General features: G+C 70.7%; 21 protein-coding genes. 12 read left to right on the top strand and 9 right to left on the bottom strand.

Annotation, left to right across the window (positions count from 1 at the left end; translation table 11 throughout):
- Positions 1-12: 12 nt before the first annotated feature.
- The 4 genes from ACN20J_RS32835 to ACN20J_RS32820 are packed head-to-tail and all read right to left on the bottom strand — an operon-like array spanning position 13 to position 2921.
- Entirely contained in the window at positions 13-681 is a 669-nt protein-coding gene (locus ACN20J_RS32835; protein ID WP_190232162.1) for a GTP-binding protein, read from the bottom strand.
- Positions 659-1018 (bottom strand): DUF742 domain-containing protein, encoded by a 360-nt coding sequence (locus ACN20J_RS32830; protein WP_055616678.1) that lies wholly within the window; start codon positions 1016-1018, stop codon positions 659-661. Before ACN20J_RS32830 ends, ACN20J_RS32835 begins: the two co-directional genes overlap by 23 nt.
- Positions 1015-1431 (bottom strand): roadblock/LC7 domain-containing protein, encoded by a 417-nt coding sequence (locus ACN20J_RS32825; RefSeq protein WP_055616679.1) that lies wholly within the window; start codon positions 1429-1431, stop codon positions 1015-1017. Before ACN20J_RS32825 ends, ACN20J_RS32830 begins: the two co-directional genes overlap by 4 nt.
- Positions 1428-2921, bottom strand: a complete 1494-nt coding sequence (locus ACN20J_RS32820; RefSeq protein WP_190232163.1) for an ATP-binding protein — start codon at positions 2919-2921, stop codon at positions 1428-1430. Before ACN20J_RS32820 ends, ACN20J_RS32825 begins: the two co-directional genes overlap by 4 nt.
- Before the next feature lie 382 nt (positions 2922-3303).
- Between ACN20J_RS32820 and ACN20J_RS32815 the strand changes: the two genes are divergently transcribed.
- The gene (locus tag ACN20J_RS32815) at positions 3304-4260 is read left to right on the top strand and encodes an AraC family transcriptional regulator (protein WP_246575650.1); all 957 of its coding nucleotides are present in this window, start codon (positions 3304-3306) and stop codon (positions 4258-4260) included.
- A gap of 247 nt (positions 4261-4507) precedes the next feature.
- Here the strand turns inward: ACN20J_RS32815 and ACN20J_RS32810 are convergent, their stop codons facing one another.
- Positions 4508-5512, bottom strand: a complete 1005-nt coding sequence (locus ACN20J_RS32810) for a Ku protein (RefSeq protein ID WP_364194608.1) — start codon at positions 5510-5512, stop codon at positions 4508-4510.
- Between the two features lie 71 nt (positions 5513-5583).
- Between ACN20J_RS32810 and ligD the strand changes: the two genes are divergently transcribed.
- Both ligD and ACN20J_RS32800 read left to right on the top strand, forming a co-directional pair.
- Positions 5584-6465 (top strand): non-homologous end-joining DNA ligase, encoded by an 882-nt coding sequence (ligD, locus tag ACN20J_RS32805; protein WP_364194610.1) that lies wholly within the window; start codon positions 5584-5586, stop codon positions 6463-6465.
- A 64-nt stretch (positions 6466-6529) separates the two neighbouring features.
- Positions 6530-7831: a vanadium-dependent haloperoxidase gene (locus ACN20J_RS32800; protein ID WP_419667405.1), complete on the top strand. Its 1302-nt coding sequence runs from the start codon at positions 6530-6532 to the stop codon at positions 7829-7831.
- Between the two features lie 38 nt (positions 7832-7869).
- On the opposite strand, the gene ACN20J_RS32795 is transcribed toward ACN20J_RS32800, so the two are convergent.
- The gene (locus tag ACN20J_RS32795) at positions 7870-8673 is read right to left on the bottom strand and encodes a nuclease-related domain-containing protein (RefSeq protein ID WP_190232167.1); all 804 of its coding nucleotides are present in this window, start codon (positions 8671-8673) and stop codon (positions 7870-7872) included.
- Positions 8674-8763: 90 nt separating this feature from the next.
- On the opposite strand from ACN20J_RS32795, the gene ACN20J_RS32790 reads away from it, so the two are divergent.
- The 7 genes from ACN20J_RS32790 to ACN20J_RS32760 all read left to right on the top strand — a co-directional run bounded on the left by ACN20J_RS32790 (position 8764) and on the right by ACN20J_RS32760 (position 15613).
- On the top strand, positions 8764-9270 hold the full coding sequence (locus tag ACN20J_RS32790; RefSeq protein ID WP_190232168.1) for a protein-tyrosine phosphatase family protein: 507 nt from the start codon (positions 8764-8766) through the stop codon (positions 9268-9270).
- Positions 9271-9430: 160 nt separating this feature from the next.
- The gene (locus tag ACN20J_RS32785) at positions 9431-10171 is read left to right on the top strand and encodes a hypothetical protein (RefSeq protein WP_246575651.1); all 741 of its coding nucleotides are present in this window, start codon (positions 9431-9433) and stop codon (positions 10169-10171) included.
- A gap of 32 nt (positions 10172-10203) precedes the next feature.
- Positions 10204-11436 (top strand): ATP-binding protein, encoded by a 1233-nt coding sequence (locus ACN20J_RS32780; protein ID WP_190232213.1) that lies wholly within the window; start codon positions 10204-10206, stop codon positions 11434-11436.
- Positions 11437-11687: 251 nt separating this feature from the next.
- Positions 11688-12050 (top strand): SH3 domain-containing protein, encoded by a 363-nt coding sequence (locus ACN20J_RS32775; protein WP_190232169.1) that lies wholly within the window; start codon positions 11688-11690, stop codon positions 12048-12050.
- A gap of 99 nt (positions 12051-12149) precedes the next feature.
- Entirely contained in the window at positions 12150-13574 is a 1425-nt protein-coding gene (locus ACN20J_RS32770) for an FtsW/RodA/SpoVE family cell cycle protein (RefSeq protein ID WP_190232170.1), read from the top strand.
- Positions 13575-13591: 17 nt separating this feature from the next.
- Entirely contained in the window at positions 13592-15049 is a 1458-nt protein-coding gene (locus ACN20J_RS32765; protein ID WP_190232214.1) for a peptidoglycan D,D-transpeptidase FtsI family protein, read from the top strand.
- A gap of 45 nt (positions 15050-15094) precedes the next feature.
- Positions 15095-15613, top strand: coding sequence for a DUF3291 domain-containing protein (locus tag ACN20J_RS32760; RefSeq protein WP_361905059.1), 519 nt, complete (start codon positions 15095-15097; stop codon positions 15611-15613).
- Between the two features lie 26 nt (positions 15614-15639).
- Here the strand turns inward: ACN20J_RS32760 and ACN20J_RS32755 are convergent, their stop codons facing one another.
- Positions 15640-16746, bottom strand: coding sequence for a ferritin-like domain-containing protein (locus ACN20J_RS32755; protein ID WP_189837601.1), 1107 nt, complete (start codon positions 16744-16746; stop codon positions 15640-15642).
- A gap of 141 nt (positions 16747-16887) precedes the next feature.
- Here ACN20J_RS32755 and ACN20J_RS32750 point away from each other — a divergent pair, with 141 nt between their 5' ends.
- Positions 16888-17817 (top strand): AurF N-oxygenase family protein, encoded by a 930-nt coding sequence (locus tag ACN20J_RS32750; RefSeq protein ID WP_189837600.1) that lies wholly within the window; start codon positions 16888-16890, stop codon positions 17815-17817.
- 347 nt (positions 17818-18164) lie between these two features.
- Here the strand turns inward: ACN20J_RS32750 and ACN20J_RS32745 are convergent, their stop codons facing one another.
- Entirely contained in the window at positions 18165-18824 is a 660-nt protein-coding gene (locus tag ACN20J_RS32745) for a response regulator transcription factor (RefSeq protein ID WP_361923385.1), read from the bottom strand.
- Positions 18821-20005, bottom strand: a complete 1185-nt coding sequence (locus tag ACN20J_RS32740; protein WP_419667404.1) for a sensor histidine kinase — start codon at positions 20003-20005, stop codon at positions 18821-18823. The genes ACN20J_RS32745 and ACN20J_RS32740 overlap by 4 nt, the downstream gene beginning before the upstream one ends.
- A gap of 211 nt (positions 20006-20216) precedes the next feature.
- On the opposite strand from ACN20J_RS32740, the gene ACN20J_RS32735 reads away from it, so the two are divergent.
- The gene (locus ACN20J_RS32735; protein WP_189837597.1) at positions 20217-20816 is read left to right on the top strand and encodes a DUF308 domain-containing protein; all 600 of its coding nucleotides are present in this window, start codon (positions 20217-20219) and stop codon (positions 20814-20816) included.
- Positions 20817-21579: the final 763 nt, after the last annotated feature.

The following is a 21579-nucleotide window of genomic DNA, read 5'->3' as shown; positions in this document are numbered from 1 at the left end:
CTTCGGGGGAGGTCACGCGTGCTCCAGTTCACTGTCGCCGGCGCTGCCGGCACTGTCGGCACCGCCGTCGGCTCTGCCGGCGTTGCGGGTGAGGAGGTACTCGACGAGGGCGATCAGCGCGTGCGTGGAGGAGATCCGGTCGCGGGCGTCGCACCGTACGAGGGGTGTTTCGGGGAGCAGGTCGAGGGCCTCGCGGACCTCTTCCAGGTCGTGCTCGGCGGAGGCGTCGTCGAAGTCGTTGAGGGCGACGGCGTACGGCAGGCCCAGTTCCTCCAGGACGCCCATGACGTCGAAGGACTGGCCGAGGCGGCGCGTGTCGGCGAGGACGAGCGCGCCGAGCGCGCCGCGGGTCATGTCCTGCCACAGCTCGGTGAAGCGCTGCTGCCCGGGGGTGCCGAAGAGGTACAGCACGAGGGAGTCGTTGAGGGTGAGGCGGCCGAAGTCGAGGGCGACGGTGGTGGTTGTCTTGTCCTTCGTGCCCGCCAGGTCGTCGACGAGGGCGCCCGCCTGGGTCATGACCTCCTCCGTGCGCAGCGGCCGGATCTCGGACAGCGCGCCGACGAAGGTGGTCTTGCCGACCGCGAAGTGCCCCACGATCAGGACCTTGACGGCGGTCTGCACACCGCTCGGCAGGTGGACGCCCCCGGCGGGGCTGTCTTCAGAGGCGGGCGCGGAGCCCATCGAGGACCTCCTGGAGGATGCGGGTCTCGGACGGCCGGGCGGACGGGATGGGGGCGCGGGTGACGACGTGGCCGCTGTCCATGAGGTCGGCGATCAGCACCTTGGTGACGCTGACCGGCAGCGCCAGATGTCCGGCCACCTCGGCGACCGACAGCGCGCCGGGCCGGCACAGCTCCATCAACGCCCGCTTCTCGGGGCTCAGTCCGGTCAGCGGCAGATCGTCGGCGGCGATCAGCAGCGTGACCAGGTCCAGGGTGTTGCGGGTCGGGTGGGAGCGGCCGTCCGTGACGACGTACGGCCGCACCAGCTTCCCTCCGGGACGCCTGGGCGGTGTCATGCCGGGCTGCCGGCGTCCCGACGCGCCGGACTGGTCAGTTCCTTGCCGAGCCGGTCGACGAGCTTGTGCATGCGGTACGTGACGGCCTCCATGTCCACGTGCTCGGTGGTCGACACCGCGAGGTAGGCGCCCTCGCCGGCGGCCACGAGAAAGACGTAACCGTGCGCGAACTCGATGAGGGTCTGGCGCCAGGGAGTGTGCGGGCTGCCGCAGAACTCGGCGGTGCTGCGGCTGATCGACTGGACGCCGGAGAGCCCCGCGGCGAGCCGTTCGGCGTCGTCCCTGCCGATGTCCGCGGAGTGGGCCCTGAGCATGCCGTCGGCAGAGAGCAGAATCGCGTGGCGCGCCTCGGGGACCTTCAGGACCTCATCGAGCATCCAGCCCAACTCGTTGTTCGTGGTGGGCTCGATCATCCTTGGATGTTCCCTTCGTCTTCGTGGGGGGTGGTGTCCTGGGCGGCACGGCCGTGGAGCGTGCCGCGGGCGAACGCACCCATGCGGCGGGCGGTCTCCTCGGCCGAGCGGTCACCGGGATCGTCCAGGGGCGCGGGCGGCTCCTGCGTCACGGCGGCGGGCTCCGCCTGCGCCTGGGCGCGCCGGCGCCGCTTGGGCAGCCCACCGGCCGTGGTCGCCGTGGCGGCCACGGCCCCCGTCTCGGCGGGCAACGGCAGCCCGGCGGACCGGCCGGGCACCGGCTCGTCGGCGGAGGAGACGGAGGGGGCGGAGCGGGAGGAAGAGGCGGAGGACGGCGCGGGTGCCGCTTCGGACGTGCCGGCGGACACGGGCGTACGGCCGGACGCGGTGGTGCGGGCGGACTCGGTCGTACGGGCCGACGCGGCCTGCGTACGGGCGGAGGCGGCGCGGGCGGGCGGTGCGGTCACGGGCGGCAGCTCCTCCGCGGTGTCCCGGTGCGTGAGCAGGGCGGACGGCACGAACACGACGGCACGGACGCCTCCGTACGGGGAGCGGGTGTCGGCGGAGACGCTGAACCCGTAACGCGCGGCGAGCACGCCGATGACGGCGAACCCGAACTGGGGCGGGTCGTCGAGCCGGGTGACGTCCACCGCGTGCCGCCCGGACAGCAGGGCGGCGGCCCGCTCGGTCGCGTGGGCGTCCATGCCCACACCCGCGTCGTCGATGATCACGCAGGCGCCGTTGTGCACGGACTGGACGTTGACCTCGACCTTGGTGTTGGGCTGTGAGTGGCGGGCCGCGTTGTCGAGCAGCTCGGCGATGGTGAGCACGACCGGCTCGACGGCCCGGCTCTCGACGGCGATGTCGGCCTGGCCGTGGATCTGTACGCGCCGGTAGTCACGGATGCGGGAGGTGGCACCGCGGACGACCTCGATCAGCGCGGACGTGGAGCGCTGGCGGCCCGGCCAGGATCCGCACAGTACGGCGATGGCCTGGGCGCGGCGGCCGAACTGGGCGTTGGCGTGGTCGATCTCGAGCAGGTCGCGCAGCACGTCGGGGCGGTCGTGGCGGTCCTGCATGTCGGAGATGGCGACCTGCTGCTCGTTGGCCAGCGCCTGGATCGAGCGCATCGACGACTTCAGGGCGGCCTTCGCGGACTGGTCGGCGCGGGCCTGGGCGTGCTCCACGGCGGTGGCGAACCGCTCCAGGACGTGGTCGAGGGACTTCGCGAAGCCGCTGCCGGAGAGTCTCGCGTCGAGCAGGCCCACGCCGGCCAGCGGCTGCTGGGGGCCGTGGTCCGCCAGCGCGGGGAGGCGTACGGCGACCAGGTGCCGCACCTCCTCCTCCCGGGTGCGCACGTCGTCGGCCAGCTCGGTGGTGCGTCGGCGCAGCCGCGCGGTGATCCCGCGCTGGCGCACCAGCAGCACGGTGACGGCGAGCAGGCCGACGGCCACGCACCAGAACACCGCCTCCGGTATCTGTTCCTTCATGAAGTCCTCGAAGTTCTCAAAGGCGGGGAGGTTGGTGATTGGGGGGTGGGTGTGGCGAGTGGAGTGGGTGTGGTGGGTGTAAGCGATGAGGGGCGTGGGGAGATGGGGGACGCGGCGCCCGACGGTAGTCGCGCGCGGGCGCACTCACTTTCCCGCGCGCGCAAGGAAGTTGCCGTGGGGCGCACCGTGGCACGCGGGGCGCACGGATGGCTTCGCACGCCACTGAGTACGTGCGGGTGTCGTCTGCCACTCACCTGTTCCACCGGGACCCCATAAACGGAATGTGTGCACTACGCTTACGAGCCGTAACTGCCGTGGCCAGAGGGCCAGTTGATCAGGCACGTCGGCTACGGCCGGGCACACTCTGGGCGGAGGAAGCGCATTGCCCGCGGGAACCTACATCGTGGAGTCGCAGACGACCGGTGAGGTGGATCCGCGTGAGCGGACCGACTTCTGGAGCGAGCATGTCGGGTCGTACCAGACCCGGATGGACTTCAGATACGCGAGCCCCGAGACGTTCCGCGGCGAGATGATCCGGCAGGGCACCGACACGTACCAGATCGTCGACTGGAGTTGCGACAAGATCGAGTACGTCCGTACGCCGCGGCTCGTGCGGCAGGAGCCCGATCCCGACTACCGGTTTCTGCTCCCGCTCTCCGGGGAGCTGGTGCTGCGTCAGGACGACCAGGAGGCGCGGCTCACGCCCGGCGCGGGGAGCCTCATGACGCTCGGGGCGCCGTTCCAGTTGCTCCACGACGCGTCGTTGCGGGGGATCATCTTCTCCATACCGGCCCGTGAGATCGACGGGCGGCTGAACCGTAAGTCCCCCCTGGCGACCGGTATCGATCTGACGACCGGGCTGGGGCGGGTCGTCGGCTCCATGATCGAGAGCCTGTCGGCGGAGCGGGACAGTCTGACGACGACCGAGTTCAACGCCGTGTCCGACCGGATCGTCGAGCTGCTCTGCATGATCACCGTCGGGGACGACCGGCCCGACTCCTCCGGGCATCTCACGGAGGTCGAGGCAGTCGTACGTCGTCATGTCCGGGAACACGCGGCGGATCCCGGGCTCACCGGGACGTCGATGGCGCGGGCGCTCGGGTGGTCGTTGCGGCAGATCCAGCTGGCGTTGCAGCGGGTGGGGACGACGCCGCGGGAGTTGATCCGCGAGGAGCGGTTGCGGCTTGTGCGGGATCGGCTTCAGTGCGGGGAGTGTGAGCACATGACGATCACGGATCTGGCGTATGCGTCGGGGTTCTCGTCGGCGAGTGCCTTGAGCACGGCGTTCAAGCAGCGGTACGGGGTCAGTCCGCGGGAGATGCGGCACGGGGTGCGATGAAGGTTGTTGTTCATCTGCGGGGGTTGGCTGTTGCTGGCCGCGCAGTTCCCCGCGCCCCTAAAAGACTGCGCAGTTCCCCGCGCCCCTGAATAGGGGCGCGGGGAACTGCGCGGGCAACACAGGCCGGCCTGTACCTGGCGAACCGGGCTCGGGCATTCGCTTTTAGGGGCGCGGGGAACTGCGCGGCCAGCCGCAGTGGGCCCGCACTCGTCAAGCAAGCCCCAGCCCCACCCACCCCCGGCCGCCGTCAGGCCGAGGCCCGCTTGCGTGGGGGTGTCTTCTTGGCCGGGGTCGCCTTTTTCGTGGCTGTTTTCTTCGTGGCGTCCGTCGTCGTCTTCTTTGCTGCCGCTGTTTTCTTGGCCGCGGCTTTTTTGGCTGTCGGCTTCTTGGTGGACGCCGGTTTGGGGGAGGCCTTGCGGGCGGGGCCCTTGCGGAGGGGCTTGACGTCGGCTGCGGAGTCGGCGGCGTCCTCGCCGCGGGCGACCTTGGCCTGGCGGACGCTGCTCTCCAGGGCTGCCATGAGGTCGATGACCTTGCCGCCGCCCTTCTCCGCGGAGGCCGCGGCCGGCATTTTCTCGCCGGAGGCCTTCGCCGCGATGAGTTCCTCGACGGCCTCGCGATAGTCGTCGTGGAGGTCGTTGAGGTCGACCTCGCCAAGGGTGTCCATCAACGCGTCCGCGAGATCGAGCTCCTTGTCCCGCACGGTGACACTGGAGTCGGGCGCGACACTCTCGGGCGTACGGATCTCGTCCGGCCACAGCAGCCCGTGCATCGCGATGACGTCGTCGACGACCCGCAGCATCCCGAGCCGCTCCCGCCCACGCAGGGCGAACTTCGCGATGGCGACCTTCTGGCTGCGCTTCAGCGCCTCCCGCAGCAACGTGTACGGCTTGGCCGCCGGCACCCCGTTCGCCGCCAGGTAGTACGCCGTGTCCATCTGGAGCGGATCGATCCGGTCGGCCGGCACGAAGGCCACGATCTCGATCGTCCGTGCGGTCGGAATGGGCAGGGACGCCAGGTCCTCGTCCGTGATCGGGATCATCGACCCGTCCGCGTCCTCGTACGCCTTGCCGATCTCCGGCGACGACACCTCGCGCTCCTCCAGCTCGCACACCTTGCGGTAGCGGATGCGGCCACCGTCCTCCAGATGGATCTGGCGGAAGGAGATGGAGTGGCTCTCGGTGGCGTTCACGAGCTTGATCGGGATGCTGACCAGGCCGAAGGAGATGGCGCCGTTCCATATGGATCGCACGTGCAGCACCTTTCCGATCGGTTGAGGGTGAGATCTGATGTTTCAGGATGAAATCGTGGGATTGTCATCCTATGACGCCGATCACCGAGGTGGAGGGGCGACGGCTCGCGCTGAGCAATCTGGAGAAGGTCCTCCATCCGGCGACCGGCTTCACCAAGGGCGAGCTGCTGCACTACTACGCGACGACCGCCGAGGTCCTGCTGCCCCACCTCCGCGACCGGCCGCTGTCGTTCCTGCGCTACCCGGACGGGCCCGACGGCCAGGTCTTCTTCGCCAAGAACGTGCCGCCGGGTACGCCCGAGTGGGTCACCACGGCCGAGGTCCCGCGGTCGGAGGGACCGGCCCGCATGGTGCTGGTCCAGGACCTCCCGAGCCTCGTGTGGGCGGCGAACCTCGTGACCGAGTTCCACACCCCCCAGTGGCTGATCGAGGCGCCGGGCGAGGCCGACCGGCTCGTGTTCGACCTCGACCCGGGGGCGCCCGCAAGCGTCGTCGAGTGCTGCAAGGTGGCGCTCTGGCTGCGGGAGCGGCTCGCGGCGGACGGGATCGAGGCGTACGCCAAGACGTCCGGGTCGAAGGGCCTGCATCTGCTGGCGGCGCTGCAACCGACGCCCTCCGGCCGGACGACGGAGTACGCCAAGGAGCTCGCGATGGAGGCGGAGAAGGCGCTCCCCCGGCTCGTCGTGCACCGGATGACGCGCAGCCTGCGCCCCGGCAAGGTCTTCGTCGACTGGAGCCAGAACGCGGCCCGGAAGACGACCGCGACCCCCTACACCCTGCGGGCCCGGGCCGAGCCCACGGTGTCGGCGCCGGTGACATGGGCCGAGGTCGAGGAGTGCCGGTCAGCCCGCCCGCTCACCTTCCTGGCCCCGGACATCGCGCCGCGCCTGCGGGACCACGGCGACCTGCTGGCCCCGCTGCTCGACCCGGAGCGCGCCGGCCCACTGCCCTGAGAACGGCGGGCCGAGAGGGGACTCACACCGAAGACGAGGGGGGACCTCACAACAAAGGAGCACCATGCAAGGACAACCGCCCTCCCGTACCGTCCGCCGCTCACTCGTCGTCGGGCTGACGGCTCTCGCCCTCGGCGCCCTCCCCTGGGCACCCACGGCCGCCACGGCCTCCCCGGACCGGGCCTCGGCACGGGTCCCGGGCGCCGAGGTGATCACCGACTGGAGCGAGACCGCCGCCGCCGTGGTCAGCCTGGACGCCCGGCGCCCGACGGCCGAACCGTTCCTCTGGTACGGCTTCGTCTCGGCCGCCGTCTACAACGCGGTCGTCGGCATCGAGGGCCGCTACACCCCGTACAAGTGGCATGTACGGGGTCCCCGCGGCGCCTCCTCCGAGGCGGCCGCGGCGGCTGCCGCCCGCCGGGTCCTCCTGACGTACTTCCCCGCCTCGAAGGCCCGGATCGACACCGCCTACAGCGCGTCGCTCGCGAGGATCCCCGACGGGAAGGCCGAGGACCGGGGCGTCCGCTTCGGGGAACGCGCCGCCGCGCGGATCGTCGAGCTGCGTGAGAACGACGGGCGCGACAACCCGGTGACGTACGACAAGAAGCCCGCCCCCGGCGTCTGGCGCCCGACCCCGCCCGGCTTCGGCCCCTTCGTGAACCCGTGGCTCGGGAAGCTGCGGCCGATGCTCTTCGACTCGCCGGACCGGTTCATGCCCGGGCCGCCGCCCGCGCTGACGTCGAAGAGGTACACCCGGGACTTCGCCGAGGTGAAGTCGATGGGTGCGAGGAACAGCCCTGGGCGGACGGCCCGTCAGACGGAGACCGCACGCTTCTTCTCCGACCCCCTGCCGCAGCAGCTCCAGGCCGCCTACCGCGACCACACGGCACGGCACGGACTGGACATCGTCGAGGCGGCCCGGTTGTTCGCCGCCGCCAACACGGCCAGTGCCGACGCGACGATCACCACGTGGAACTCCAAGTTCACCCACGCCCTGTGGCGTCCGATCACCGCGATCCGGCTGGCCGACACCGACGGCAACCCCGCCACCGAGGCCGACCCGTCGTGGGAGCCGCTGCTCACCACACCCCCGTACCCGGAGTTCATCGGCGGCCACTGCGCCAACGACGGAGCCGTCATGGCCGTACTGGACCGGCTGACCGGCGGTGACATCGACCTCCGCGTCTCGTCGGCGGTGACGGGCACCACCCGTACGTACACGAGGTCCGCCGACTACAACCGTGATGTGATCAACGCCCGGATCTGGAGCGGGATCCACTTCCGCACCGCCGACGTCGTCGGCAACCGGATCGGGCGGCACATCGGCAACTGGGCACTCGACCGCTACTTCACACCGCTGCCCTGATCACTTGGTTCGGGCCGCCGCGACGGTCCTGGGGGTCCTCACACCCGCGTCCACGTGTGCCGGTCGCGGGCCATCGCGTGCAGCGCCTCGACGTCCGCCGGTTTGAGGGTTCCGCCGAGGCGGGTCAGCGTCGCGAGGTCCATGTCGGTGAGCACGCGGGCCTCCCTCAGGGGGGCCATGATGTCGAGGGAGGACGGGGCGAAGACGGCCAGGACCGGGCGGACCTCGGCGGTCAGGGCGTACGAGGCTCGGTCGGCGTCGGCCCGTACGGCGCGCAGCAGTGGGTGCGGCTCGCGGCGGCCCACCGTGACCATCGGGTCCGCCACCAGGACCCGCTGTTTGCGGGTGTAGAGGGCGCGTACGGCGAAGAGGCCGCCGGGGCCGATGACGAGATGGTGGATGCGGTCGCCGCCGGGGAGCGGGACCGAGTGCAGGGTGTGCCAGCCCGCCCCGTCCAGCCGGTCCAGGGCCTCCCCCACCGCCTGCTCCGCCGCGAGCGCGCGCCGGCGTGGATCGGGGCGCATCCGGCGCGGGGCGGCCGGTTCGCGGTCGAGGGCGATCTGGAGCGCCTCGCCGGGCCGGTTCGGCGCGAGGTCGTCGTCCGGGTGGAGGGACAGCCGCGCGAGCTCCGCGGGCGTGGGCACAGGGGGCGGACCCACCGTCACCTCGCCGGTCAGGAACGGCCCGAGCACGTCGAGCACGTCCTCGCGCCGCTCCTCGCTGAGCAGGTTGACCCTGGCCGCCTCCCTGTCGTACCAGGCGACGTTCCTGCCGTCGGTGAAACAGACGTAGAGCCGCTCCTGGCCGTGGCGCCAGGTCGGTATGACGCGCAGTCCGCTCATGCACCATCACCCCACGACCATGGGAACAGGCGGGGTGCTCCAGGGGCAAGAAGCCGGTTACCTTTGGGGACAGTGGAGGGGGAGGCGCCGTTGCGGGATCGCGGGAAGCAATCCAATGCGCCGGCCCCGGACAGCCCGTGGAGCGAGATCGTGCCCGGCCTGTGGATGGGCGGGCACGAGTACACGGGCCGGTCGGGACAACCGGAGTTCGCCGTCGTACGAGACGAGTTCGACCTGGTACTGACCCTGCTGCGACTACCCGGCCACGGCCCCGACCCGGGCGTGGAACACCATGTGTGGCCGATCCCCGACGGACCGCTGGACGGCACCCAGCTGGCCGGTGTGATGCGGCTCGCGCGGACTGCGGACGAGGCGCGGGAAGCCGGCCGGCGCGTCCTGGTGCGCTGCTACCACGGCTACAACCGCTCGGGCCTGGTCGTCGCCCACGCCCTGATCCGCGCGGGCAGCACCGCCGAGGACGCCATTCACCTGATCCGTTCACGCCGTTCCCCGTGGGCGCTGCACAACGAGTTGTTCGTGGACTACCTGCACGCCGGGCTCGACACGGCCCGGCTCCTCGAAGAGCTCGCCGAGTAGCTTGTTCCCACCGATGACCTGTGAACAAAAAGGACTTCCGTACGAATAGGGTGTACGGGCGGCGGCAATCGGCCATGGCCGGGGACCGCGGCACCATCCCGGCACCACCTCGGTCCACGCCGATCTCGCACCGGGCGAGCGGCCCTGACGCAGGAGCGCAGTGATCCACAACCGCCCCGCGGGCTCCCGCCGCCTCGCGCGCGCGGCGCTCGCGCTGCCCGTCGCCGCCCTGCTGCTCGCGGGCTGCGGCGACCCGGGCGATCTGCGCGGGTCGGGCCCGACGTCCACCGCCGTGGGCCCGACCCGGCTGTGGCCGGAGGTCCCGCCCGCCGCCTCCCCCGCCCTCGACTACGGCGAGGCGGACACCGAGACCGTCCAGGGCGTCACCGCGCCGGGCGACGACATCCGCAAGGTCGACCCGGTCACCGTCTTCCGCGCGGAGATCGCCCGCCATCCGGATCTCTACACCGACGACGGGGCCTCGTACGCCGAGACGGCCGAGCGCACGAAGGAGTGCGGCAAGAGCGGCGAGCGTGGCCGGAAATGCCCGGTCCTGCGCCCGTACTACCGCGACATCACCGGCGACGGCCGGGACGACATGGTGCTCGGCGTGCGGATGCCCTCGAACCAGCTGGGCGTGCGCGCGTACACCTTCATCGGTCACCGGCTGGTCGAGGTCATGGCCACGACGGACAGCACGCTCAGCGTCCAGATCGCGAACCATGACGTGATCATCCGTTCGCCGTCGACGCTGGCGGGCTACGAGTACCGCACGGTGTGGTCCTGGGACCGCCGCCAGAAGGCGATGCTCGCGGCGAAGGACGAGATCCTGCGGGTGGGGTCGAGCGCCACGCCCAGCGGCCCCGCCCCCACGCGTTCCCCGGCCGCGGACTCCCGGTGAGGCGCCCGCGGCCGGCCGGGCCGCCCACCGGGATGCGGCGCCTGCGCCACTGGACGGCCACCCTCACCTGGAAGGCCGCCGCCTTCATCGCCGTGATGTGCTGCGGTCTGGCCGCACTCCTCGGCGTCCTCGTGCATGTCTCGGTGACCAACCAGACCGTCGGCGAGGCCCGCGACCGCGCGCTCGACCGGCTCACCGAGGCGACGGAGGCGTACGAGGCGGGCGACCGGCTGCCGCACGGCGCGGGCGTCGACCTGGCGGGCCTGCCCGTCGAGCTGCGCACGCTCGCCGAGGGCGGGGACCGCGGCACGATGGTCGGCAGCGACGACCCGCACCCCACGATGTGGGCGGCCGGCCCCGCGAGCGGCGGGCACGCGCTCGCCGTGCGGGTCGACTACTCGCAAGGGGTCCGCACGATCGACGGCCTCGACCGGGCGATCCTCGGCTCCTCGGCGCTGGCGATCGGCGTGACGCTGCTGGTGGGCGCGTTCGCGGTGACCCGCGTGACGCGGCGGCTGCACGGTACGGCCCAGGTGGCGCGGCGGATCAGCGCGGGCGACCTGGACGCGCGGGTGAACGATCCGCGGGCCGAGGACCCGACGCGCCCGCAGGACGAGGTGGCCGCGGTCGCGGGCGCGCTGGACACGATGGCGTCCTCGCTGCAGGGCAAGCTGCAGAGCGAGCAGCGCTTCACCGCTGACGTCGCCCACGAGCTGCGGACCCCGCTGACCGGGCTGCACGCGGCGGCCGAGCTGCTGCCGCCCGGCCGCCCGACCGAGCTGGTCCGCGACCGGGTCGCCGCGCTGCGCACGCTCACCGAGGACCTGTTGGAGATCTCCCGGCTCGACACACGCAGCGAGCGGCTGGACGTGGACGCGGTGCGGCTCGCGGAGGTGGCCGAGCGGGTGGTCCGGGCGTCCGGCACCGACACCGAGGTCCGGGTCGTACGGGACGCGGTCGTGGAGACCGACCGGCGGCGTCTGGAGCGGGTGTTGGGCAATCTCGTCGCCAACGCGCACAAGCACGGGCGGGCGCCGGTGTCGCTGACGGTCGACGGGCCGCTCGTCACCGTGCGGGACCACGGTGACGGCTTTCCGGCGTACCTCGTCGAGCACGGACCGCAGCGGTTCCGGACGGAGGGGGGCTCCAAGGGGCATGGGCTGGGGCTGACCATCGCGCTGGGGCAGGCGGGGGTGTTGGGGGCGCGGCTGGGGTTCGCGAACGCGGCGGACGGTGGGGCTGTCGCCACTCTGACGTTGCGTTGAGCCCCGGGGGACGGGGGATGGGGGACGGGGAGACAGAGCTCGGGGGTGCGGATGGAGTTGGCCGCCGCGGGTGCATCGTGGCTGGTCGCGCCCCGCGGCGGAGCCGCATGTCGACACAGACCCGCGCCCCTGACGGGGCTCGGGGTGAGCGGTTGCTTGTCTCTGATGGCCCAGCGTGGCGGGCGCGCCACACAGAGCGCTCATAATGTGGCGATAAGTCAGCTCTGTCCCCCTTTCTGGAGGAGCCAGCAATGTCACTGCGTACCGCTCTCACCCGCATCGGCATAGCCGCCGCCGGCGGCGCCCTCGTCGTCGGAGCCGCGAGCCCCGCTCTCGCCAACGACGACTGGGGCCACCACAACAACGGCAGTCACCACAAGCTCTACAAGGGCGTCGTCACCGCGCCCGGCGGACTGAACCTCCGCGACAGGCCGACCCGCGGCAGCGCCATCGTCGGCTTCGTCGGCTACAACCAGAAGGTCTCCATCTTCTGCAAGACGAGCGGCGAGAACGTCCAGGGCAACCACCTCTGGTACCTCCTCGCGGACGGCACCTGGGCCTGGGCGACGGCCCGCTTCATCGACAACATCGGTCCGGCGCCCCGCTGGTGCTGAAAGCCCGGCGCCCCTGAAGGGGCTGCCGAGGTGCACCCAAGAAGCCCGTTTGACCCCCTATAGCGGGACATGGACTGTTTCGCTTGCTACGTTCCGGACATGCTCTCGCCCGGAACGACAGCGCAGGCGGACCCGCCGGCTCCCGTCGTCCCCCTCCCCCGGCGCCGTGGCATCGAGTTCACCCTCATCGTCCTGGCCGTCCTGCTCTCCGTGTACGGCTACTGCGACGTCGGTGTCGCCCGGACCGGATCGGTACCGCCCGGCGCCGTCGGCTACGGCGCCGGGCTCGGCGTACTCGCGCTCCTCGCGCATCTCGCGGTGCGGCTGCGGGCCCCGTACGCCGATCCGCTGCTGCTGCCGATCGGCGTCCTGCTCAACGGACTGGGCCTGGTGCTCATCTACCGGCTCGACCTGGAGACCCCGGAGGACCCGGCGGCCCCGACACAACTCGTCTGGTCGACGCTGGGCATGGGCCTGTTCATCGCGGTCGTCGTGCTGCTGCGCGACCACCGGGTGCTCCAGCGCTACACGTACGTGTCCGTAGTGAGCGCGCTGGTCCTCCTCGTCCTGCCGATCTTCTTCCCCTCCGTGAACGGCGCCCGGATCTGGGTCAGGGTCGCCGGATTCTCCATCCAGCCGGGCGAGTTCGCGAAGGTCCTGCTCGCGGTGTTCTTCGCCGGGTACCTCGCGGCGAACCGCAACGCCCTCGCGTACACCGGCCGTCGCATCTGGCTGCTCCAACTGCCCACCGGGCGGGTCCTCGGCCCGATCGTCGCGATCTGGCTGCTGAGCGTCGGCGTGCTGGTCCTGGAGCGGGACCTCGGCACCTCGCTGCTCTTCTTCGGCCTGTTCGTGATCCTGCTGTACGTCGCCACGGGCCGCACCGGCTGGATCGCGGTGGGCCTGCTGCTCGCGGCGTGCGGGGCGGTCGCCGTCGGCTGGCTCGAACCGCATGTGCACAGCAGGGTCGAGGACTGGCTGCACCCGTTCGCGTCGATCGAGGCGGGCCGCGGCCCGAACCAACTCGCCCAGTCGCTCTTCTCGTTCGCCGCCGGCGGGATGCTCGGCACGGGACTCGGCCTCGGCCACTCCGTCCTCATCGGCTTCGCCGCCAAGTCGGACTTCATCCTGGCCACGGCCGGCGAGGAACTGGGCCTGGCCGGCCTCTCCGCGATCTTCCTGCTGTACGGGCTGCTGGTCGAGCGCGGCTACCGGGCGGGCCTCGCCCTGCGCGACCCCTTCGGCCGGCTGCTCGCCGTCGGACTCGCCTCGATCGTCGCCCTCCAGGTCTTCGTGATCGCGGGCGGCGTGACGGGGCTGATCCCGCTGACCGGCATGGCGATGCCCTTCCTGGCGCAGGGCGGCTCGTCGGTCGTCACCAACTGGATCATCGTGGCCCTGCTGATGCGCCTCAGCGACTCGGCACGCGACCGGTCCGGGACGGCGACGCTGACGGCGGCTTCGACTGCGGCTTCGGCTTCGGCTTCGGCGGCCGACGGGATCGAAGGAGGGGTCACGCCATGACCGGGAACGGCCGGCCCATGACCCGGTACATCCGGCACGCCGCCGCCTTCTGCGCCCTGCTCCTGATCGCCCTCCTCGTCAACGCCACCCGCATCCAGCTCGTCCAGGCCCGCTCCTACGACGAGAACCCGGCCAACCGCCGCCACACGATCGCCCGTTACGGCCAGCCGCGCGGCGACATCCTCGTCGGCGGCAAGCCCGTCACCGGCTCCAAGGACTCCGGGGAGCAGTTCCGCTACGAACGGACGTACAGCAACGGCCCGTTGTACGCGCCCGTCACCGGCTTCGCCTCGCAGGTGTACGGGACGAATCTGCTGGAGGGCGCAGAGGACGACGTCCTGGCGGGCACCGATCCGCTGCTGTCGCCGCTCCCCCTGTGGAACGACCTCACGCGGGCCCGCAACCCCGGCGGTCACGTCGTCACGACCCTCAACCCGGCCGCGCAGGAGGCGGCGTACGCGGGGCTCGGCGACCGGCGGGGCGCGGTGGCCGCGCTCGAACCGTCCACCGGGCGGATCCTGGCGCTGGTCTCCACCCCCTCCTACAACCCCGAGGAGCTCTCCGGTACGGACTCGGGGGTGGCCCGGGCCTGGACGCGGCTGAACCAGGCGGCCAACAAGCCGATGCTCAACCGGGCCGTGCGGCAGACCTATCCGCCCGGCTCGACCTTCAAGGTGGTCACCGCGGCGGCGGCCCTCGACGCGGGCGTGGTGGAGGACGTCGACGAGCCCACGAAGTCCTCCGACCCGTACCGGCTGCCGGGCAGCTCGGTCCGGCTGACGAACGAGGTCGAGGGGTGCGCGGACGCGTCCCTGCGGTACGCCTTCACCTGGTCGTGCAACACCGTCTTCGCCAAGCTGGGCGTGGACGTGGGGGTGGCCGGCATGCGGGCCGGGGCGGCCGGATTCGGCTTCAACGACCGGCAGTTGAGGATCCCCTTCCGGGTCTCCCCCAGCACCTTCGACACCCGGGTGGACCAGGCGCAGCTCGCGCTCTCCTCCATCGGCCAGTACAACACCCGGGCTACGCCACTGCAGATGGCGATGGTCGCCGGGGCCGTCGCGAACAACGGCTCGGTGCGGACGCCCCACTTGGTGGAGCGGACGACCACCGACGACGGCGACACCATGTCGGCCACCGCGCAGCGCACCCTCCGCCAGGCCATGAACCCCGCCACCGCCGTACAGCTGCGCGAGCTGATGACGGACGTGGTGGAGCGGGGCACCGGCAAGAACGCCGCCATCCCCGGCGCCACCGTCGGCGGCAAGTCCGGCACCGCCCAGCACGGCATCCACAACTCCGGTACGCCGTATGCCTGGTTCATCTCCTGGGCGAAGGCGGACAACGCGATGGAGCCGGCCGTGGCCGTCGCGGTCGTCGTCGAGGACGCGGAGGCCGAACGGGGGGACATCAGCGGGGGCGGGGATGCGGCGCCGATCGCTCGGGATGTCATGGAGGCGGTGCTCACTCCGTGAGACGGGGGGTGTTGCGCTCCCGTCTCCCGACCTACCGTTCGGTACATGACTCAGCCCGCAGCCGCGTACGAACTCGCCCAGGTGAATATCTCCCGACTCAAAGCCCCGCTGGACTCCCCGCAGTTGAAGGACTTCGTCGACGCCCTCGACCCGGTGAACGCCGTCGCCGACGCCGCGGACGGTTTCGTCTGGCGTCTGCAGAGCGACTCCGGCAACGCGACGGACACGTCCGTCTTCGGCGACGACTGGCTGATCATCAACCTGACGGTGTGGCGGGACACCAACGCCCTGACCGCGTTCATGTACCAGGGACAGCACCGTGAGCTGCTCACCCGCCGCAATGAATGGTTCGAGCGGATCCAGGAGGCGATGACGGCTCTGTGGTGGGTGCCGGCCGGGCACCGGCCGACGGTCGCCGAGGCGGAGGAGCGGCTGTTGCATCTGCGGGCGCACGGGGCGACTGCGTACGCGTTCACGCTGCGGACGTCGTTCCCTGCCGGGGAGGCTGCGCCTGTCCTCGGGGCGTCGGAGCGGGCCCTGCCGGATGTGGAGTGCCCGGTTTAGAGCCGGAGGAGTGTTGACCGCCCGGGCTAGGGCTTCGATCCGGCCTCGATGGCCTCCTCTACCTCCGCGACTCGTGCCATTTCCTCCGCGGCGAAGCGTTCCGCGTCCAGCTTCTCGGCCAGTTCCTCGTCCTGCGCCATGAGGAGGTCGAGGTTGGAGTTGCCCATGTCGAAGACGCCCATGTCGACGTAGGCCTGCTGGAGGCGTTTGCCCCACAGGCCGATGTCCTTGACGCAGGGGACGATCCGGGAGAACAGCAACTGGCGGAACAGCGCGAGGAATTCGGACCGCTCGCTGTACTCCTCCGCCTCCGCTTTGGGGATGCCGAAGTTCTCCAGGACCTCCACTCCGCGCAGCCGGTCGCGCATCAGGTAGCAGCCCTCGATGACGAACTCCTCGCGTTCGCGGAGCTCGGCGTCGGTGAGCTGCTTGTAGTAGTCGCGCAGCGCCATCCGGCCGAAGGCCACGTGGCGGGCCTCGTCCTGCATCACGTACGCGAGGATCTGCTTGGGCAGCGGCTTGTCCGTGGTGTCCCTGATCATGCCGAACGCGGCCAGCGCCAGGCCCTCGATGAGCACCTGCATGCCGAGGTAGGGCATGTCCCAGCGGGAGTCGCGGAGGGTGTCCCCGAGCAGTGACTGGAGGTTGTCGTTGACCGGGTACAGCATCCCGATCTTCTCGTGGAGGAAGCGGGCGTAGATCTCCGCGTGCCTGGCCTCGTCCATGGTCTGGGTCGCGGAGTAGAGCTTGGCGTCCAGGTCGGGGACCGATTCGACGATGCGGGCCGCGCAGACCATGGCTCCCTGCTCGCCGTGCAGGAACTGGCTGAACTGCCATGAGGCGAAGTGCTTGCGGAGTTCGCCCTTGTCGCGGTCGTTCATCCTCGCCCAGTAGGGCGTGCCGTAGATCGAGATCGACTCGTCGGGGGTGCCGAGCGGATCGTACGGGTCCACTTCCAGGTCCCAGTCGATCCGTTTCCGGCCGTCCCACTGCTTGTCCTTGCCCTTCTGGTAGAGGGCCAGCAGACGGTCGCGCCCTTCGTCGTACTCCCAGCTGAACCGTGCCGCGCCGGTTGCGGGCACCTGCCAGAGGGGGGCTCCGGGGTCCTTGGCGTACAGGTCGTAGGTGGCCATGTCTCGCAGGCTCCTACGTAGTAGACGACGGGTCAACAAGTTGCGCGCGAGGGATTGACGGCCTTGCTGACAAGCAGTCTCATAAGGAGTGACCGGCGGTAACCCTGAGGTTTCTTCCCGTACGACGAGGTGGGCACAGCCATGACGACCGTTACGGAGGCCGAGGTGCTGCGCGATGCGCTCGGTCTGCTCAAGGACCGGGAGCAGGTGGCCGAGCGGCTGCTCGACTCCTCCGCGAAGCACTCGTTCGACCCGGACAAGGAGTTGGACTGGGACGCGCCCTTCGAGGAGGGGAAGTGGTTCTGGCCGCCGGAGTTGGTGTCGCTGTACGACACTCCGCTGTGGAAGCGGATGAGTGAGGAGCAGCGGATTCTGCTGTCCCGGCACGAGGCCGCGGCGCTCGCTTCGCTGGGGATCTGGTTCGAGATCATCCTCATGCAGCTGCTGGTGCGGCACATCTATGACAAGGCGGCCACCAGTGCGCATGTGCGGTATGCGCTGACCGAGATCGAGGACGAGTGCCGGCACTCGAAGATGTTCGCGCGGCTGATCTCGTCCGGTGGGACGCCTTGGTATCCGGTGAGCCGGGCCCATCAGAACCTCGGGCGGTTCTTCAAGACCGTTTCGACCACGCCGGGGTCGTTCACGGCGACGCTGCTCGGTGAGGAGGTGCTCGACTGGATGCAGCGGTTGACGTTTCCGGACGAGCGGGTGCAGACGTTGGTCCGGGGGGTGACGCGGATCCATGTGGTGGAGGAGGCGCGGCATGTGCGGTACGCGCGGGAGGAACTCCGTCGGCAGATGGTTACCGCGCCTCGGTGGTCGCAGGAGTTCACTCGGGTTACGTCCGGGGAGTTCGCTCGGGTGTTCTCGGTGGCCTTCGTCAATCCCGATGTGTACGAGAACGTGGGGCTTGACCGGCGGGAGGCCATGGCTCAGGTGAAGGCCAGTGGGCATCGGCGGGAGGTCATGCAGACGGGGGCCAAGCGGTTGACCGACTTTCTGGATGACATTGGGGTGTTGCGGGGGGCTGGGCGGCGGCTTTGGAGGTCTTCGGGGTTGCTGGCCTGAGGGGGCGGGGGCGGGGGCCGGTGCGGGGGCCGGTGCGGGGGCGGTTGTTGGGTGCGGGTGGGTGGGGTGCTGGTTGCGCAGTTCCCCGCGCCCCTGGGTGGGTGGGGGTGCTGTCCCGTCGCGGGCTGCGGGTTGTGCGTTGTGGGTCGGGCGGCCGTTTGTCGTGGGGCGGGGCCGGGGCGGGGGTATCCGTCCTCGGTCTGGCGCGAAATAGGTCGCTTTCAAGGGCACCCGAGTTGACACGCCAGCCGCTGCGGGCGGACACCCCCGCCCCGTCCCCTCGGTCACGACGCCGGCTGCGGTCACGTCCGTCGTCTCGCTGGTACGTGCCCCGCTGCGGCTGTGGCTCAGGGGTAGAGGCCGGCCCGGAAGGCGAAGGAGACCAGTTGGGCTCGGTCGCGTGCGCCGACCTTTGTCATGGCTCGTACCGCGTGTGTCTTCACGGTGAACGGCGATACGGACAGCTGGGCCGCGATCTCGTCGTTGCCCAGGCCGCTCGCGACGAGGACGACCACGTCCCGCTCCCTGGGTGTCAGGGCGTCGAAGCGGCGTAGCAGTTCCTGGTCGATCACCGGGGGCGGGCTGTCGGTCATGTGGCCGATGAGCGCGGCCGTCGCGGCGGCCGAGAGCGCACCGCCGCCGCCGACGACCTCGGTGATTCCGGCTACGAGTTCGGCGGGGCTCACGGTCTTGCTCAGGAAGCCGTTGGCACCCGCGCGGAGTGCGGCGAGAACGATGTCGTCCTGGTCGAAGGTGGTCAGCACGATCACCCGCAGCTCTTCGGGTGGGTGCTCCTTGCGGATCCGGCGGGTGGCCTCGACGCCGTCGATGCCGGGCATCCGGATGTCCATGAGGACCAGGTCGACGGGGTGGTCCCGGAGGTAGGGGACGACCTGGAGTCCGTCGGAGAGGTCGCCGGTGACGACAAGGCTCGGGTCGAGCCGGAGCATCGCTTTGATGCCGGCCCTGATCTCTTGCTGGTCGTCGACGATCAGAATCCGTGTCATCGGACGACGGCTCCCAGTGGGCTGAACTCCGCATGGACCCGGAATCGCCCGTTGTCACTGTCGATGGTCAGCCTCCCGCTGGACGACTCGACGCGTTCGCGCATCCCCACGAGTCCGAGTCCGCTGCCTGGGCTGGAGCCGTGCGGTGTGTGGCCGACGCCGTTCTCCACGGTGACGCAGATCCTGCCGTCGCGCTCGCGTACGTCCACCGTTGCCGGCCCCTCTCCATGCCGGTAGGCGTTCGTGAGTGCTTCCTGGACCACCCGGTAGACCGTCACGCCGACGCTGGGCTCGACGAAATCGGTGGGGATGTCGATGGAGGGGCGGACGTCGAGGCCGATGCTCTCGAAAGAGGCGACAAGGCCTTCCAGGCCGCTGAGGGCCGGGGTCGGCCGGAGCGCCTCGTCTTCGGGGATGTCGTCTCCGAGGCGGAGGAGCGCGAGGATCCGTTGCGTTTCGACGACGACGGTACGGGCGCTGGACCTGGCCGAGACGAGGGCCTGCCGGGAGGACTCGGCCTCTTCGGGCAGCCCGATCTCCGCCGCTCCGAGATGCATGCTCAGCATCGCGACCTGGTGGCCGATGACGTCGTGGAGATCCCGGGCGATGCGGAGCCGTTCCTCGGTCACGCGTCGGGTGGCTTCGATCTCGCGGGTGGCGATGGCGCTCTCGGCCCGCTCCTCCAGGGTGAGCCAGTGCTCCCGGTGGATGCGCAGCGCGGCCCCGGTCGCGCCTCCCGCTATGGCCGAGAAGAGTGCGGCGGCTCCCACGATCGCGCCGCCACGGAATCCTCCCAGCGTCATGAACGCGCCCAGGAAGAACGCCGCCACGATGCCGGTTCCGACCAGCGGCTGCTTGCCCCTGACGGTGACCGAGAACAGTACGAGCACGGCCATCATCCACACCGAGAGGGGGTCGTGGCCCACCGCTGTGACGGCGAAGGACGCCGCACTCGTCACGACCAGCCCTGCCCACGGCCTCCGCCAGGAGAGGGCGACACCGCCACCGGCGAGGAGTACGGAGAGGGCCGTCTGCCAGTCCGACCCTCGCAGGATCACCGCCACGATCTGGCCTGTGAAGACCAGCGCGGCCAGGGAGTAGGCGATGAGGTGCAGGGCCTCGGGGCGGCGGACCCACAGGGGTGCCACGGGCCCGTCCTGGTTGTTGTGCGCCTTGGCCATGGCTTGATTCTCGTCCACGTGCGCTGCGGCCGTGTACTTCGAATGAAGTAGACGGAGGGCCCGGTCCGGGTGGGGTCGGCGGCGGAAATCGTTCGATTCGAAGTGGATGGCAGAACTACTTCGTTCGAAGTACGCGGCCCCTCCCGAGGCCGCCGAGACTCCTCGTCGAGGCGACCGCCTCACACCGTCACGATCACAAACGGGACACCCGATGACTCAGACCGCTGCGACTCCGAGCACGACCACACCCTCGCCGACGCTCTCCGGCCTCCGATCCCTCTACCTGATCCGGGTCGCCTTCTCCCTGGTCTGGGTGGCCCTCGTCGCCACGACCTCCGCCTCACTCGTGTCCCCGGACAAGCCCACCGCGATCGCGGCCGTGCTGCTCGTCGTCTATCCCCTGTGGGACGTCGTCGCCACGGTCCTGGAGCGTCGGATGGCCGCCACCGCCGGCTCCACGGACCGCGTCGGCACGATCAACATGGCTCTCGGCCTGGCGGCTGGCGCCGGGATGATCATCGCCGTCTTCTCCACCATCGGGACGGCCCTGCTCGTGTTCGGCATCTGGGCCCTCCTCTCCGGAGCGATCCAGCTCGTCGTGGCGATCCGCCGCCGGCGCACCGTCGGCGCCCAGTGGCCCATGGTCATCAGCGGCGGCCTCTCCGTCCTCGCCGGCGCCTCCTTCGCCGCCATGTCCGCCTCGGACACGAGCAGCCTGTCCAGCATCACCGGATACTCGGCCTTCGGCGCCTTCTGGTTCCTCGTCTCCGCCATCACCCTGAGCATCCGAGCCCGACGCGAAACCCGTTGACCACCGCCCCCCGCCCGCCCCGGTCCCGGAAGCGCAGCGTCGCGTTGCCGGCTCCCGGATCATCCCCTCAACCCTGCGCAGCGTCTGTGGCCGGCTCCTGCATCATCCGCTCGGCCATGCGCAGGGTCCGTGGCCGGCTCCTGCATCATCCGCTCGGCCATGCGCAGCGTCCGTGGCCGCCTCCTGCATCATCCCCTCGGCCATGCGCAGCGTCCGTGGCCGCCTCCTGCATCATCCCCTCGGCCATGCGCAGCGTCCGTGGCCGGCTCCCGGATCATCCGCTCGGCCATGCGCAGGGTCCGTGGCCAGCTCCCGCACAATCCCCTCGACCATGCGCAGCGTCCGTGGCCGCCTCCCGGACCATCCGCTCAACCAAGCACAACAGCGTCCATGGCCGACTCCCGCATCATCCACTCGACCAGGGCCCGCCGCGCCGCTCGCAGCAACTCTTGCAAACATGCCGGTCAGGCCCCCACCCCCATCAGCGCCGACCAGCTATTCAGCCCGTCCGGCGTTTGAGGACGAGGCCGTTCAGGCCGATACCCCACCCGCCCAAGGCGAGCCAACCCACCCCGCCAGCCCCGCACCCCCAGCCCGTCCGGCGCTTGAGGACAAGGCCGTGCGGGCCGATACCCCACCCACCCACGATCAACCCACCCACCTCCGGCACCCCCCACCCACTCAGCCCGTCCGGCGCTTGAGGACGAGGCCGTTCAGGCCGATCTCCCATCCACCCCGGTCAACCCACCCACCCACGCCAGCT

The organism is Streptomyces sp. 2-1, from assembly GCF_048564895.1.
Taxonomy (GTDB): domain Bacteria; phylum Actinomycetota; class Actinomycetes; order Streptomycetales; family Streptomycetaceae; genus Streptomyces; species Streptomyces phaeochromogenes.
Note: the sequence above shows the minus strand (reverse complement) of the source record. Positions and strands in the feature narration are given on the sequence as shown.

Excerpts from the sequence above, each read along its gene's own strand:
- ACN20J_RS32775 (WP_190232169.1), top strand. The coding sequence starts at position 11,688 with ATGTCACTGCGTACCGCTCTCACCCGCATCGGCATAGCCGCCGCCGGC.
- ACN20J_RS32740 (WP_419667404.1), bottom strand. The coding sequence starts at position 20,005 with ATGGCCAAGGCGCACAACAACCAGGACGGGCCCGTGGCACCCCTGTGG.
- ACN20J_RS32760 (WP_361905059.1), top strand. The coding sequence starts at position 15,095 with ATGACTCAGCCCGCAGCCGCGTACGAACTCGCCCAGGTGAATATCTCC.
- ACN20J_RS32825 (WP_055616679.1), bottom strand. The coding sequence starts at position 1,431 with ATGATCGAGCCCACCACGAACAACGAGTTGGGCTGGATGCTCGATGAG.
- ACN20J_RS32755 (WP_189837601.1), bottom strand. The coding sequence starts at position 16,746 with ATGGCCACCTACGACCTGTACGCCAAGGACCCCGGAGCCCCCCTCTGG.
- ACN20J_RS32800 (WP_419667405.1), top strand. The coding sequence starts at position 6,530 with ATGCAAGGACAACCGCCCTCCCGTACCGTCCGCCGCTCACTCGTCGTC.
- ACN20J_RS32745 (WP_361923385.1), bottom strand. The coding sequence starts at position 18,824 with ATGACACGGATTCTGATCGTCGACGACCAGCAAGAGATCAGGGCCGGC.
- ACN20J_RS32750 (WP_189837600.1), top strand. The coding sequence starts at position 16,888 with ATGACGACCGTTACGGAGGCCGAGGTGCTGCGCGATGCGCTCGGTCTG.
- ACN20J_RS32735 (WP_189837597.1), top strand. The coding sequence starts at position 20,217 with ATGACTCAGACCGCTGCGACTCCGAGCACGACCACACCCTCGCCGACG.
- ACN20J_RS32830 (WP_055616678.1), bottom strand. The coding sequence starts at position 1,018 with ATGACACCGCCCAGGCGTCCCGGAGGGAAGCTGGTGCGGCCGTACGTC.
- ACN20J_RS32765 (WP_190232214.1), top strand. The coding sequence starts at position 13,592 with ATGACCCGGTACATCCGGCACGCCGCCGCCTTCTGCGCCCTGCTCCTG.
- ligD (WP_364194610.1), top strand. The coding sequence starts at position 5,584 with ATGACGCCGATCACCGAGGTGGAGGGGCGACGGCTCGCGCTGAGCAAT.
- ACN20J_RS32780 (WP_190232213.1), top strand. The coding sequence starts at position 10,204 with ATGCGGCGCCTGCGCCACTGGACGGCCACCCTCACCTGGAAGGCCGCC.
- ACN20J_RS32795 (WP_190232167.1), bottom strand. The coding sequence starts at position 8,673 with ATGAGCGGACTGCGCGTCATACCGACCTGGCGCCACGGCCAGGAGCGG.
- ACN20J_RS32835 (WP_190232162.1), bottom strand. The coding sequence starts at position 681 with ATGGGCTCCGCGCCCGCCTCTGAAGACAGCCCCGCCGGGGGCGTCCAC.
- ACN20J_RS32770 (WP_190232170.1), top strand. The coding sequence starts at position 12,150 with ATGCTCTCGCCCGGAACGACAGCGCAGGCGGACCCGCCGGCTCCCGTC.
- ACN20J_RS32820 (WP_190232163.1), bottom strand. The coding sequence starts at position 2,921 with ATGAAGGAACAGATACCGGAGGCGGTGTTCTGGTGCGTGGCCGTCGGC.